Source organism: Paenibacillus sp. FSL H8-0280 (assembly GCF_045040665.1).
GTDB lineage: Bacteria > Bacillota > Bacilli > Paenibacillales > Paenibacillaceae > Paenibacillus > Paenibacillus xylanexedens_A.
Genome location: NZ_CP150296.1, coordinates 6,188,626 through 6,203,247 on the forward strand (window position 1 = coordinate 6,188,626; position 14,622 = coordinate 6,203,247).

Consider the following 14,622-nt stretch of genomic DNA (forward strand, 5'->3'; position numbering starts at 1 on the left):
CCTTACATCTGTCTGTCGATAAACATTTGCTCCTGCAAACGTTTGAGGCCTTCCTTAATGGTCCGAGCACGAACTTCACCAATACCGTCCACTTCGTCCAGTTCTTCAATTGTAGCCATAATAACATGAGGCAATTGTTCAAATTGATCCACCAGATTATGGATAATGACATTGGGCAGGCGGGGGATCTTATTTAATACCCGGTATCCACGAGGGGCAACCGAATCCTCTGAAGTAGCCGCTGATGAAGGATAGCCGAGAAGACGGACAATATGATGTGCATCCAGCAACTCATCGTCCGACAATCTTTTCAGTCCCACGATAATTTCACGGATTTTGTCATCACTGTCGTCACGCGCGTAGTCTTTATACAATAACCAGGCTTCTTCTTCCGTTGTACCCACGAGTTCTTCCATTTGCATGGAAATGAGTCGTCCCTCATTCCCGAGTTCATGAATGTAACGTTTGATTTCCGTTTTAATCCGCATCACCATTTCAGTACGCTGAATCACATTAACCACTTCAGGAATCGTTACTAATTCCTCAAATTCCGAAGCACTCAGATTCGTAAGGGACTGTGTTAATACTGCTTTGTATTTCTCCAGGGTTTGAATCGCTTGATTCGCTTTGGTCAAAATAACCCCGATTTCCTTGAGGGAATAACGAAGTGTTCCCTGATACAAGGTAATGATATTCCGGCGCTGTGATATGGATACGACCAATTTACCCGTTTGCTTTGCTACACGCTCTGCCGTCCGGTGACGAATCCCCGTCTCTGATGAAGAGATCGAAGAGTCCGGGATTAACTGGGTATTGGCGTAAAGAATACGCTTCAAATCCTCGCTAAGAATAATGGCTCCATCCATCTTGGCGAGTTCGTACAGATAGTTCGGGGAGAAATCACAGTTAATCGAGAATCCCCCATCCACCACTTCCATTACTTCAGGGCTGTATCCTACAACAAGCAGTGCGCCCGTCTTGGCGCGCAGCACATTTTCCAGACCTTCGCGGAAAGGTGTACCTGGTGCGATCAGCCTTAACAACTCATTCATATTATCCAGTTGGCTCATATCTTTCATCTTGTTATGCCCCCTAATCTAAAGCAACCGCTAGTGCATCTGCCACGGTATTCACACCGATCAGTTGTATCCCGCGAGGATGTTTCCAGCCCTTTAAGCTTTTTTCTGGTAAAATGACTCGTTTGAAGCCCAGCTTTGCGGCTTCCTTCACTCGTTGTTCGGCCCGTGATACGGCTCGAACTTCACCTGTCAGACCGATCTCGCCAAAGATGACGTCGTCCGGCTTGGTCGGTACATCTCTCAAACTGGATGCAATGCTGACAGCAACCGCCAAGTCTACAGCGGGCTCATCCAACCGTACTCCACCAGCCACGTTCAGATACGCATCCTGGGTCTGTAAAAACATCCCCATCCGTTTCTCCAGCACTGCAATGATCAGATTTAATCGATGCAGATCTACCCCTGTTGCCATACGGCGAGGAGAAGGAAAATGGGTCGTCGAGATCAACGCCTGTAATTCCACGAGCAGAGGACGTGTCCCCTCCATACTGGCAACTACCGTTGAACCTGCTACACCCAGTGGACGTTCCGACAAAAAGAGTTCGGACGGATTGCCCACCTCACGAAGTCCATCCTCGCCCATTTCAAAAATACCAATCTCATTGGTGGAACCAAAACGGTTCTTCACCGCACGCAGTAAGCGATACGTATGATGCCGTTCTCCTTCAAAATAAAGCACACAATCCACCATATGTTCTAACATACGTGGACCGGCAATGGCACCTTCTTTGGTAACATGCCCCACAAGAACCGTTGCAATGCCTCTGCCTTTGGCAATCCGCATGAACCTTGACGTACATTCCCTTACCTGTGCTACACTACCCGGCGCACTGGTAACTTCGGGAAGATATACCGTCTGAATGGAGTCGATGACAAGAAAATGCGGCTGGATCTGATCCACCGCTTCCTCTACACGTTCCATATTGGTTTCACACAGTACATACAACTCGGCAGAGAGTGCCCCCAGACGGTCTGCCCGCAATTTGGTTTGCTTGACTGATTCCTCACCGGAAACATATAACACACGCAAACCCGAATGCGTCAAAGCATGAGACGTCTGCAACATCAACGTTGATTTACCAATACCCGGATCTCCGCCCACCAGAACGAGTGAACCCGGAACGATTCCGCCACCCAATACCCGGTTCAACTCTCCGATTCCAGTCTGTACACGCGGTTCCTGACCGCTATCTATATCTATGATAGGAAGCGGTTTATCTTTACTGTCAAACAGAGGAGAATTTCTCCCTTGTGTTTTGACCACCGTCTCTGTTTCTTCCACCATTGAATTCCATGACTGACAACCCGGACACTTACCGTACCACTTGGGGGCTTCATAGCCGCATTCCGTACATTGAAACTTGGTTTTAACTTTGGCCACTTCAGCACTCCTATAATTTAGTTTTATAACAGCATTTTGCATTATTCGACGAATTTCACCCAAACTCCCTGACGTGCAGGGTTACTAAAAGTTTACCATTGTTTGAGATTTTTCGTAAAGGATTATCGCAAACTTTACACATGTTCCTGACATAATCATGTCCGTCTTCTGTCCAAAGTGCAAAAAATCCTCCCCGGCCGAAGCCGAGAAGGATTTGATTAAGGATTAGAACAAGCTGAAGTTTAACTCCAAAGCTTGCTGTATATTATTTAGTTTCGATTTCCTCGTTAGAAGGAACAACCACGTCTTTTTTCGTAACAGACAGTGCACCGTTCTCCTCGTCGATGAGCAATGAATCCCCTTTGGTTACGTTACCTGTGAGCAACTCTTCGGACAATTTGTCCTCGATATGCTTCTGGATCGCCCGACGAAGCGGACGCGCACCGTAAGCTGGATCAAAGCCTGACTTCGCAAGGAAAGACTTGGCATTATCAGTGAGTTCGAAATCGACCTCATGTTCGAGAAGTCGTTTACGAAGTTCTTCACTCATAAGCGTAACAATTTCAGCGATGTGTTTTTCTTCGAGTGAGTGGAACACGATAATTTCATCAATCCGGTTAAGGAACTCTGGACGGAAGCTTTTCTTCAGCTCATCCATCACTTTCCCCTTCATGTTGTCATAATCTGCTCCTGCATCTACAACTGCAGTGAAGCCCAGTGTAGAGTTACGTTTGATCGCTTCGGCACCCACGTTGGATGTTAGAATGATCAGCGTATTGCGGAAGTCAACGACGCGACCTTTGGAATCCGTCAGTCGACCATCCTCAAGCACTTGTAACAAGATATTGAATACTTCTGGATGTGCTTTCTCGATTTCATCGAGCAGGACTACGGAATATGGTTTGCGACGAACTTTCTCTGTCAGCTGGCCACCTTCTTCGTACCCAACATATCCTGGAGGCGCTCCGACAAGTCGAGAAGTCGAGTGCTTCTCACCATACTCGGACATATCAATCCGGATTACTGCATTTTCATCGCCGAACATCGCTTCAGCCAGAGCACGAGCAAGTTCTGTTTTACCTACCCCTGTAGGGCCGAGGAAAATGAATGAACCCATCGGACGTTTTGGATCTTTAAGTCCCGCACGAGCACGACGAACCGCACGGCTGACAGACTTCACTGCCTCATCCTGACCGATGACACGTTCATGTAGAATAGACTCCAGATTCATCAGACGCTGTGTCTCTTCTTCTTTTAGTTGGTTTACAGGAATTCCTGTCCAGCTGGCTACCACTTGTGCGATATCCTCAGGAGTAACCTCGGAATCGGTGCGACCTTGTTTCTCTTTCCACTGGTTCTTCGTTACATCCAGCTCTTCACGGATTTTTTGTTCCGTATCACGCAGAGCTGCTGCTTTTTCGAACTCCTGACTTTGAACTGCAGCGTCTTTTTCCTTACGGATATCTTCCAGACGGCTTTCCAGTTGTTTCAGGTTTGGTGGGATCGTGTAAGAGTTCAATCTTACTTTGGAACCCGCTTCATCAATCAGGTCAATCGCTTTATCTGGCAGGAAACGGTCTGTGATGTAACGATCAGACAGTTTAACCGCCTGCACAATTGCTTCATCCGTAATTTTCACGCGGTGATGCGCCTCATAACGGTCACGCAAGCCGTGCAAGATTTGAATCGCTTCTTCCGGAGAAGGCTGATCTACAGTAATCGGTTGGAAACGACGCTCAAGCGCTGCATCCTTCTCGATGTATTTACGATATTCATCCAGTGTTGTCGCACCGATACATTGCAATTCTCCACGGGCCAGAGCCGGTTTCAAAATGTTAGAAGCATCGATGGCACCTTCAGCTCCGCCTGCGCCAATCAAGGTATGCAATTCGTCGATAAACAGGACAATGTTACCTGCTTGGCGAATCTCATCCATGATTTTTTTCAGACGATCTTCGAACTCACCACGATATTTGGTTCCAGCGACTACAGAACCCATATCCAGGGTCATTACACGTTTGTCGCGCAATGTTTCCGGAATCTCATTTGCAATGATTTTTTGTGCAAGGCCTTCAGCAATCGCTGTTTTACCTACACCTGGCTCACCGATCAATACCGGGTTGTTCTTGGTACGACGGCTGAGCACCTGAATGACACGTTCAATTTCTTTACTACGTCCAATGACTGGGTCCAGGTTGTTCTCTCTCGCATAAGCCGTGAGGTCACGTGCCAGACTGTCCAGCGTTGGTGTGCTGACATTGGCAGGTGTGCCATTATGACTGGATACAGCTTCACTGCTGCCAAGCAATTGCAGCACTTGTTGACGTGCTTTGTTCAGGCTAATTCCCAGGTTATTGAGCACACGTGCTGCAACACCCTCGCCTTCACGAATCAATCCGAGCAGGATATGCTCTGTGCCTACATAGGTATGGCCCAATTTACGAGCTTCATCCATAGACAGTTCAATTACTTTTTTCGCACGTGGCGTATATGCAATGTTGGTAGGTTGCTCTTGGCCACGGCCAATCAGCGTTTCTACTTCATCCTGAATTTTTTCCAATCCGAGTCCCAGGCCGATCAGTGCTTTGGCTGCGATGCCTTCGCCTTCACGAATGAGGCCGAGCAAAATATGCTCAGTACCGATGTTATTATGACCGAGACGGACAGCTTCTTCCTGCGCGAGTGCGAGCACCTTTTGGGCCCGTTCCGTAAATCTTCCAAACATCATATCTCCTGCACCTCCATGGTTTTGGATAAAACGAGGGTCATATAATGAAATAACCGTCGTATTCTTCATATCATTTTTGTTTGCAGCCGTGCTGCGAATAAAGTCATTCGGCATTTGTACATGCCTTATTATATAAAAGCCGCAATGCGGCATGAAACCATAATTCAATACAATATCAGGCTAAACTAGGACTGCTTCGCTGCATTGATCGTATCACGAATCAACTGAGCACGGTAAATGTCACGCTCATCTGTGCGCATATCTTCCCCGAATGTTTTCTGCAAAAATCCCGGCTGTGTCATCACATTCAACTCATTCATTACCGTAATGGACAGTCCATCCAACAAGCCGAGATCCACGCCAAGGCGTACATCCGATAAGCGCTGTGCAGCTTCCTTGGAATCAACAATAGCTGCATGAGACAATATGCCGTAAGAACGCATGACACGATCCGTAATACGAAGTCTGGAGTCGGTAATTAACCGTTCTCTCGCTGTACGTTCATGACCGATCATCTGTAACACAACACCATGCAGGTTCTCGATGACTTCCTGTTCGGTCTGTCCCAAAGTAATCTGGTTCGAGATCTGGAACAGGTTACCCATCGCTTCACTGCCTTCACCGTATATTCCTCTTACCGTCAATCCCACTTGGGAAACTGCGGTTAGAATACGGCCAATCTGCTGTGTCATCACCAGGGCAGGCAAGTGCATCATAACCGATGCTCTGACACCTGTACCTACATTGGTAGGACAGCTGGTTAAGTATCCTCTGCGATCATCAAAAGCATAATCCACGTGCGCTTCAAAAGCATCATCTATTGCGGAAGCTTTCTCCCAGGCTTCTTTCACCTGGAACCCCGGATAGAGGCACTGGATACGAAGATGATCCTCTTCGTTAATCATAATACTGACTGACTCATCCTCACTGAGAATAACCGCACCATTCCTGGATTCATTCGCAAGACTTGGACTGATGAGATGTTTCTCCACCAGCACCCGTTTGTCGAGTTCGTCAATATCGATCAGATCCAACGTATGAAAATCCCCAAAGGCATGAACGTCATCGTATTGAAGTACTTCGCTCAGCTTATTCAGCACCTCTTCCAATTGCTCATTGGAAGCCAGCATCGGAAACGGAACATGCTGAAGGTTGCGTGCAATCCGGACACGGCTGCTAATGACGATTTCGGAATCAGCCGCATCACTGCGCATCCAGTCGCTGAGCGCCTTCTCTGTAAAGCGCAGATTAGGCATTACGCATCCCTCCTACTCATGACAAACTTTACTCCTGAGCTATTCCTTTTTCAAGTCCTCTGATCTGGTCACGGATCTGGGCCGCCTCTTCAAATTCCTCTTGCGCGATGCTCTCCTGGAGCTCACGCTTCAGATCAGCAATTTGCCGTTTCACCTTGATGCGACCACCAGCTCGTGCAGGCACTTTGCCTACATGGGACGTATTACCATGAACCCGCTTGAACAAAGGATCCAGACGACTGTCAAAATATTTATAACATGAACTGCAGCCGAACCGACCTATCTTACTAAATTGTGCGTACGTCATACCACACTCTTCACATTGAAGAGCTTTTGCAGGTGGTGTTCCTGCCGATCCACTTTTGGCGGCTGGATCAAAATCAAGCAATCCGGACAACAAGTTGTGAATGGAAAACCCACCTGCTGTTCCAGGGATCATTTCCCCTTTTTCACGGGCACATGACTCACAAATATGGAATTCCGTCTTCTCTCCATTTACGATCTTCGTAAAATGAAGTGTCGCCGGACGTTTATTGCATTCTTGGCACAGCATATTGATGTACCTCCTTTGACCCCGATAGTTTTCATTTACCGAGCAAAGATATTAACATCGCCTTCAACATTCTGGCACGAATTTGATCCCGGTAAGGAAGTTTGACCAATATAACCTCTCTAGATACAGCAGCTCGCATCAACCCGGCTTCCCGCTTGCTCAAGAAGCGCGCTTCTTCCAATTGATAGATCAGACCTTCGGCAGCTGTCTGCCCGATCTCTTCACCAATACTATGGTGCAAATGATTATGCAGAGCTGATTGGGCCGGTAATTCAATGCGCTGTATGCGAACATAACCACCACCGCCGCGTTTACTCTCTACCAGGTATCCCTTCTCGAGTGTAAAACGTGTGCTGATGACATAATTGATCTGGGAAGGTACACATGAGAATTGATCTGCCAGATCATTACGCTGAATTTCAACCATTCCTTCGGGACTTTCATGCAAAATACTCTTCAGATATCGTTCGATAATATCAGAGATATTACGCATCCAATCATCCTCCACTGTCTGAAACGTTAAGTCAATAAGGACCCACACGCCCCCACAGAGTACACCTTCTCTACCCATTTAACCAATCAGGGAAACAGCGAATCTTGCTTCCACAGGTGTGAACAGGAGAGCGAAGGAAGCACGAAGGTCCTTTAATATTCCCTTGATCCTCCGATGAAATGAATCCCCTATATTGGCGATCATGCATCAGATTGTAGAAAGAAAGCTACTTAAGTATTAAACCTTTAGTTGACTTTGACTTTCTTTGACTTTATAACCATTATAGCATATTTTGTGGTTTTGCCAAGTGGGGTCACTATTCATTTTTTACGATTTTACACGAAATATTCCCCGGACACAAAAAAACCTCCCCAAAATTGCTGGAGAAGTCCATTTGTCTTTCAATCACGCCGTATTTCTATATAAGCTAATCAGGTTAAATGGAGCAGTGGGCATAGTCATCAGAAGAAATCGAGCAAATAGGTTTCCCGTTCAGGAATCGCTTGTTCCAAAGCCTTGATTGCTGTGTTCGGTCCGTGAATTCTTCCAATTCGTGCCATTTCTGTTGGTCTGCGATATCCCATCAGCACCGCCGTAAGGGATTGAATATCCACCTTAATGGTCTGATCATCATTAATCGGTTCCGAAGTTTTCCATATGGACGCTGTTCCGTTCATTGCCACGTTTAATTGCCATACCCCTTCATTCCACGGAGCGTAGGTATCCTCTACCTGTAGAACAATCTGCAACGGTGAGTCCTGGCTTGCAAATGGATACTGGGATATAAACTGCTCTACACTAACGATACGCGCCATAAAATAAGGTACAATCTCCTGCTGAATCCGTGGGTTATCCAATTGGAAGGCAAGCGTATCACTGGCAGGCGCCTGCAACGTAACTTCCTGGATCATGGAATCATGGTTAGCAATAAAGGTCCACAGCCCTTGCCTAGCCTCTTCATTCAGATAGATGATCTCTTTAATGGTAAATTTATTTTCCTTAACCTCATATAAAAGATAGCCTTGTGCTGCATCAGCTTCATCATAATATACAGCCTTCTGGCTGCTCCCATTAACAAGAACTGAATTCTCCCACCTTGCATCATCCCGAACCAGAGTTCCGTTATAACGCTCAGCATACGCACTGTATACTTCCTTTAATATGCTGAGGCCCGGATCCCCTCGCCGAATTGTTCCAGGTGTCGCTTTTTTCTGAGGCAAATGAGCTGTAGGTACTTTATAACGTTTAAATTCAACATACGTCTCCCATCCATACTTTCGATAGAAACCAAAAGAGAATGGATGCAAGAATGATATGCTCTGTTTGTTACGATTCATTTCTTCCAACGCATGCTTCAGCAGACCCGCTACCCAGCCTTTGCGTCTATACTCTGGCCAGGTGGCAACACCCGCAATACCGCCCATCTCGAACGATCTGCCATGAATATAGGTTTGAAAAGGAATGATGTGAAGTTTGGCTCCTAGCTGCCCGTCCTCATATACACCCCATATATCCTGTGACGAAAATTGACTCCGCCGTTTTTCTTTCTGTTCTTCACTCATTACTACTTGAAAAGCATATTCGGAGAGTGCCATCGCCGGTTCAAAATCATCTACCGTCAATTTCTGAATTTCCATGTTGTCCTACACCCCATTCGCTAGAGTTATATCAATCCAAATCATGGCCTGATATCTGATATATGTACCCCTTAGAGTGTGTCAGAGGATTCTTACAAAGTCAAATAAGAGATGCTTCCGCATCCCCTAAAATAAACAAATAAAAACCACCACCGAATAACATCGGCAGTGGTTCTTCGCTTGGCGGCGTCCTACTCTCCCAGGACCCTGCGGTCCAAGTACCATCGGCGCTAGAGGGCTTAACGGTCGTGTTCGGGATGGGTACGTGTGGAACCCCTCCGCCATCGCCACCAAACGCGATTTGTCGAAGCATAGCTTCTTAAAATCAGATATGGAACTGAAAATCATACACACGTTATGTGATGTACCAATTTTCATTTCAGAGATCATTCTCTGAAAACTAGATTCGAAACGAAACATGCGAATTACAACTTGCTATTGGATAAGCCCTCGACCGATTAGTACTGGTCAGCTCCATGCATTGCTGCACTTCCACCCCCAGCCTATCTACCTCGTCGTCTTCAAGGGGTCTTACATACTGGGAAATCTCATCTTGAGGGGGGCTTCACGCTTAGATGCTTTCAGCGTTTATCCCGTCCGTACATAGCTACCCAGCGGTGCTCCTGGCGGAACAACTGGTACACCAGCGGTACGTCCATCCCGGTCCTCTCGTACTAAGGACAGCTCCTCTCAAATTTCCTACGCCCACGACAGATAGGGACCGAACTGTCTCACGACGTTCTGAACCCAGCTCGCGTACCGCTTTAATGGGCGAACAGCCCAACCCTTGGGACCTACTTCAGCCCCAGGATGCGATGAGCCGACATCGAGGTGCCAAACCTCCCCGTCGATGTGGACTCTTGGGGGAGATAAGCCTGTTATCCCCAGGGTAGCTTTTATCCGTTGAGCGATGGCCCTTCCATGCGGTACCACCGGATCACTAAGCCCGACTTTCGTCCCTGCTCGACTTGTAGGTCTCGCAGTCAAGCTCCCTTATGCCTTTGCACTCTTCGAATGATTTCCAACCATTCTGAGGGAACCTTTGGGCGCCTCCGTTACTCTTTAGGAGGCGACCGCCCCAGTCAAACTGCCCACCTGACACTGTCCCCGCACCGGATTACGGTACCAGGTTAGAACCTAGATACGATCAGGGTGGTATCCCAACGTTGCCTCCACGCAAGCTGGCGCTCACGTTTCAAAGGCTCCCACCTATCCTGTACAGATCGTACCCAAATTCAATATCAAGCTGCAGTAAAGCTCCATGGGGTCTTTCCGTCTTGTCGCGGGTAACCTGCATCTTCACAGGTATTAAAATTTCACCGGATCTCTCGTTGAGACAGCGCCCAAGTCGTTACGCCATTCGTGCGGGTCAGAATTTACCTGACAAGGAATTTCGCTACCTTAGGACCGTTATAGTTACGGCCGCCGTTTACTGGGGCTTCGGTTCACAGCTTCGGATTGCTCCTAACCACTCCCCTTAACCTTCCAGCACCGGGCAGGCGTCAGCCCGTATACTTCGCCTTACGGCTTCGCACAGACCTGTGTTTTTGCTAAACAGTCGCTTGGGCCTTTTCACTGCGGCCCCCTCGTGCTATTCACACTACCGGGGCACCCCTTCTCCCGAAGTTACGGGGTCATTTTGCCGAGTTCCTTAACGAGAGTTCTTCCGCGCGCCTTAGAATACTCTTCTCGCCTACCTGTGTCGGTTTGCGGTACGGGCACCATCACCTGGCTAGAGGCTTTTCTTGGCAGTGTGAGATCATGACCTTCGCTACTACAATTTTCGCTCCCCATCACAGCTCAGCCTTACAATGTGCGGATTTGCCTACACATCAGCCTTACTGCTTAGACGGACATCCATCAGTCCGCGTCACTACCCTACTGCGTCCCCCCATTGCTCATAACGGCTTACGGTGGTACAGGAATTTCGACCTGTTGTCCTTCGACTACGCCTTTCGGCCTCGCCTTAGGTCCCGACTTACCCTGAGCGGACGAGCCTTCCTCAGGAACCCTTAGGCTTTCGGCGGATCAGATTCTCACTGATCTTTTCGTTACTCATACCGGCATTCTCACTTGTATAATGTCCAGCGCTCCTTACGGTACACCTTCAACCCTTATACAACGCTCCCCTACCCCTGATGCAAAGCATCAAGCCATAGCTTCGGTGGTGTGTTTAGCCCCGTTACATTTTCGGCGCAGAGTCACTCGACCAGTGAGCTATTACGCACTCTTTCAATGGTGGCTGCTTCTAAGCCAACATCCTGGTTGTCTGTGCAACTCCACATCCTTTCCCACTTAACACACACTTGGGGACCTTAGCTGATGGTCTGGGCTGTTTCCCTTTTGACAATGGATCTTAGCACTCACTGTCTGACTCCCGGAAGTAAGTCTATGGCATTCGGAGTTTGACTGAGCTTGGTAACCCTTGCGGGCCCCGCACCCAATCAGTGCTCTACCTCCACGACTCTGTTTTCCGAGGCTAGCCCTAAAGCTATTTCGGGGAGAACCAGCTATCTCCGAGTTCGATTGGAATTTCTCCGCTACCCCCACCTCATCCCCGCATTTTTCAACATGCGTGGGTTCGGGCCTCCAGTGCGTGTTACCGCACCTTCACCCTGGACAGGGGTAGATCACCCGGTTTCGGGTCTACGTCCACGTACTAAGTCGCCCTATTCAGACTCGCTTTCGCTGCGGCTCCGGCTCTTCACCTTAACCTTGCACGGGAACGTAACTCGCCGGTTCATTCTACAAAAGGCACGCCATCACCCCTAAAACGGGCTCTGACTTTTTGTAAGCACACGGTTTCAGGTTCTATTTCACTCCCCTTCCGGGGTGCTTTTCACCTTTCCCTCACGGTACTGCTTCACTATCGGTCGCTAGGAAGTATTTAGCCTTGGCAGATGGTCCTGCCGGATTCATACGGGGTTTCACGTGCCCCGCACTACTCGGGATCCGTCTCGGAGGGAACAGACTTTCAACTACAGGGCTTTTACCTTCTTTGGCGGGCCTTTCCAGACCTCTTCGCTTAACCGGTTCCTTTGTAACTCCATGTGAGACGTCCCACAACCCCAAAGAGCAAGCTCTCTGGTTTGGGCTTCTCCGCGTTCGCTCGCCGCTACTGACGGAATCACTATTGTTTTCTCTTCCTCAGGGTACTTAGATGTTTCAGTTCCCCTGGTATGCCTCTACACAACCTATGTATTCAGTTGTGAGTAACTGGAAATTACCCCAGCTGGGTTTCCCCATTCGGACACCCCCGGATCAAAGCTTGCTTACAGCTCCCCGAGGCAGTTTCGTTGTTCGCCACGTCCTTCATCGGCTCCTAGCGCCTAGGCATCCTCCGTGTGCTCTTAGTAGCTTAACCATTTTGTTCCGGTTTCGGTCGCTCGCTTCCCTTGGTTTGCTTGCGCAAAGCCAAAAGTCGCTCTCACCCGATACCATCACAAAAGCAATTTAACTACCTTTATAAACACGTCACTTGTTTACACAAGATCAGCTTAAAGGAATGTTCTAATTCGCGTTTGTTTCGTTTCGATATCTAGTTTTCAAAGAACAAGCCAAATAGATGAAATTGTTTGGTGGAGCCAAGCGGGATCGAACCGCTGACCTCCTGCTTGCAAGGCAGGCGCTCTCCCAGCTGAGCTATGGCCCCTCAAATTCCATCAAAACTGAACAAATGGATAAGTAACTGTGTTGCTGTTGCAGGTTCTAAGAACCTGCTTATTTGAATGTTTCCGTTGCAGGAAACGATTCTCCATAGAAAGGAGGTGATCCAGCCGCACCTTCCGATACGGCTACCTTGTTACGACTTCACCCCAATCATCTATCCCACCTTCGGCGGCTGGCTCCTTGCGGTTACCCCACCGACTTCGGGTGTTATAAACTCTCGTGGTGTGACGGGCGGTGTGTACAAGACCCGGGAACGTATTCACCGCGGCATGCTGATCCGCGATTACTAGCAATTCCGACTTCATGCAGGCGAGTTGCAGCCTGCAATCCGAACTGAGACCGGCTTTGTTGGGATTGGCTCCATCTCGCGATTTCGCAGCCCGTTGTACCGGCCATTGTAGTACGTGTGTAGCCCAGGTCATAAGGGGCATGATGATTTGACGTCATCCCCACCTTCCTCCGGTTTGTCACCGGCAGTCTATCTAGAGTGCCCACCCGAAGTGCTGGCAACTAAATATAAGGGTTGCGCTCGTTGCGGGACTTAACCCAACATCTCACGACACGAGCTGACGACAACCATGCACCACCTGTCTCCTCTGTCCCGAAGGAAAGATACATCTCTGCATCGATCAGAGGGATGTCAAGACCTGGTAAGGTTCTTCGCGTTGCTTCGAATTAAACCACATACTCCACTGCTTGTGCGGGTCCCCGTCAATTCCTTTGAGTTTCAGTCTTGCGACCGTACTCCCCAGGCGGAGTGCTTAATGTGTTAACTTCGGCACCAAGGGTATCGAAACCCCTAACACCTAGCACTCATCGTTTACGGCGTGGACTACCAGGGTATCTAATCCTGTTTGCTCCCCACGCTTTCGCGCCTCAGCGTCAGTTACAGCCCAGAGAGTCGCCTTCGCCACTGGTGTTCCTCCACATATCTACGCATTTCACCGCTACACGTGGAATTCCACTCTCCTCTTCTGCACTCAAGTCACCCAGTTTCCAGTGCGATCCGGGGTTGAGCCCCGGGATTAAACACCAGACTTAAATGACCGCCTGCGCGCGCTTTACGCCCAATAATTCCGGACAACGCTTGCCCCCTACGTATTACCGCGGCTGCTGGCACGTAGTTAGCCGGGGCTTTCTTCTCAGGTACCGTCACCTTGAGAGCAGTTACTCTCCCAAGCGTTCTTCCCTGGCAACAGAGCTTTACGATCCGAAAACCTTCATCACTCACGCGGCATTGCTCCGTCAGGCTTTCGCCCATTGCGGAAGATTCCCTACTGCTGCCTCCCGTAGGAGTCTGGGCCGTGTCTCAGTCCCAGTGTGGCCGATCACCCTCTCAGGTCGGCTACGCATCGTCGCCTTGGTGAGCCGTTACCTCACCAACTAGCTAATGCGCCGCAGGCCCATCCCCAAGTGACAGATTGCTCCGTCTTTCCAGTTTCCTTCAGGCGAAGAAAACAACTATTCGGTATTAGCTACCGTTTCCGGTAGTTGTCCCAAACTTGAGGGCAGGTTGCCTACGTGTTACTCACCCGTCCGCCGCTAACCATCAGAGAAGCAAGCTTCTCTTCAAGTCCGCTCGACTTGCATGTATTAGGCATGCCGCCAGCGTTCGTCCTGAGCCAGGATCAAACTCTCCAATAAAGTATTGAAAAGAGCGATAAGCTCATTTTGAATCTGACGATTCATTGTGAATCAAAAGTTACTATCCATTTGTTCAGTTTTCAAGGAACTTGTATGTCCGTTCATGTTGATGTTCGTCAACCGGACAGGAATCTTATCATATCATGTTAACTAACTTACTGTCAACACTTTGTTTTCGTCAT

Annotated in this window: 7 protein-coding genes, 1 tRNA gene and 3 rRNA genes; all 11 read right to left on the reverse strand. The window is 48.6% G+C overall.

Features of this window, described 5'->3' with window-relative positions; translation table 11 throughout:
- Positions 1-2 precede the first annotated feature (2 nt).
- On the reverse strand, positions 3-1,079 hold the full coding sequence (disA, locus tag MHI12_RS27080; RefSeq protein ID WP_091020517.1) for a DNA integrity scanning diadenylate cyclase DisA: 1,077 nt from the start codon (positions 1,077-1,079) through the stop codon (positions 3-5).
- A 13-nt stretch (positions 1,080-1,092) separates the two neighbouring features.
- Entirely contained in the window at positions 1,093-2,460 is a 1,368-nt protein-coding gene (gene radA / locus MHI12_RS27085; RefSeq protein WP_036671578.1) for a DNA repair protein RadA, read from the reverse strand.
- Positions 2,461-2,725: 265 nt separating this feature from the next.
- Positions 2,726-5,188, reverse strand: a complete 2,463-nt coding sequence (locus MHI12_RS27090; protein ID WP_036607223.1) for an ATP-dependent Clp protease ATP-binding subunit — start codon at positions 5,186-5,188, stop codon at positions 2,726-2,728.
- 185 nt (positions 5,189-5,373) lie between these two features.
- The gene (locus MHI12_RS27095; protein ID WP_405170798.1) at positions 5,374-6,444 is read right to left on the reverse strand and encodes a protein arginine kinase; all 1,071 of its coding nucleotides are present in this window, start codon (positions 6,442-6,444) and stop codon (positions 5,374-5,376) included.
- A gap of 28 nt (positions 6,445-6,472) precedes the next feature.
- Positions 6,473-6,997 (reverse strand): UvrB/UvrC motif-containing protein, encoded by a 525-nt coding sequence (locus tag MHI12_RS27100; RefSeq protein WP_405170799.1) that lies wholly within the window; start codon positions 6,995-6,997, stop codon positions 6,473-6,475.
- Between the two features lie 31 nt (positions 6,998-7,028).
- The gene (locus MHI12_RS27105; RefSeq protein ID WP_036607135.1) at positions 7,029-7,490 is read right to left on the reverse strand and encodes a CtsR family transcriptional regulator; all 462 of its coding nucleotides are present in this window, start codon (positions 7,488-7,490) and stop codon (positions 7,029-7,031) included.
- A 461-nt stretch (positions 7,491-7,951) separates the two neighbouring features.
- Positions 7,952-9,127, reverse strand: coding sequence for an enhanced intracellular survival protein Eis (eis, locus tag MHI12_RS27110; protein WP_405170800.1), 1,176 nt, complete (start codon positions 9,125-9,127; stop codon positions 7,952-7,954).
- 178 nt (positions 9,128-9,305) lie between these two features.
- Positions 9,306-9,422, reverse strand: a 5S ribosomal RNA gene (rrf, locus tag MHI12_RS27115).
- 143 nt (positions 9,423-9,565) lie between these two features.
- Positions 9,566-12,491, reverse strand: a 23S ribosomal RNA gene (locus tag MHI12_RS27120).
- Positions 12,492-12,703: 212 nt separating this feature from the next.
- Positions 12,704-12,779, reverse strand: a tRNA-Ala gene (locus MHI12_RS27125).
- Positions 12,780-12,887: 108 nt separating this feature from the next.
- Positions 12,888-14,440 (reverse strand): 16S ribosomal RNA (locus MHI12_RS27130).
- Together the 16S, 23S and 5S rRNA genes with 1 tRNA gene alongside form the textbook arrangement of a ribosomal RNA operon.
- Between the last annotated feature and the right edge of the window lie 182 nt (positions 14,441-14,622).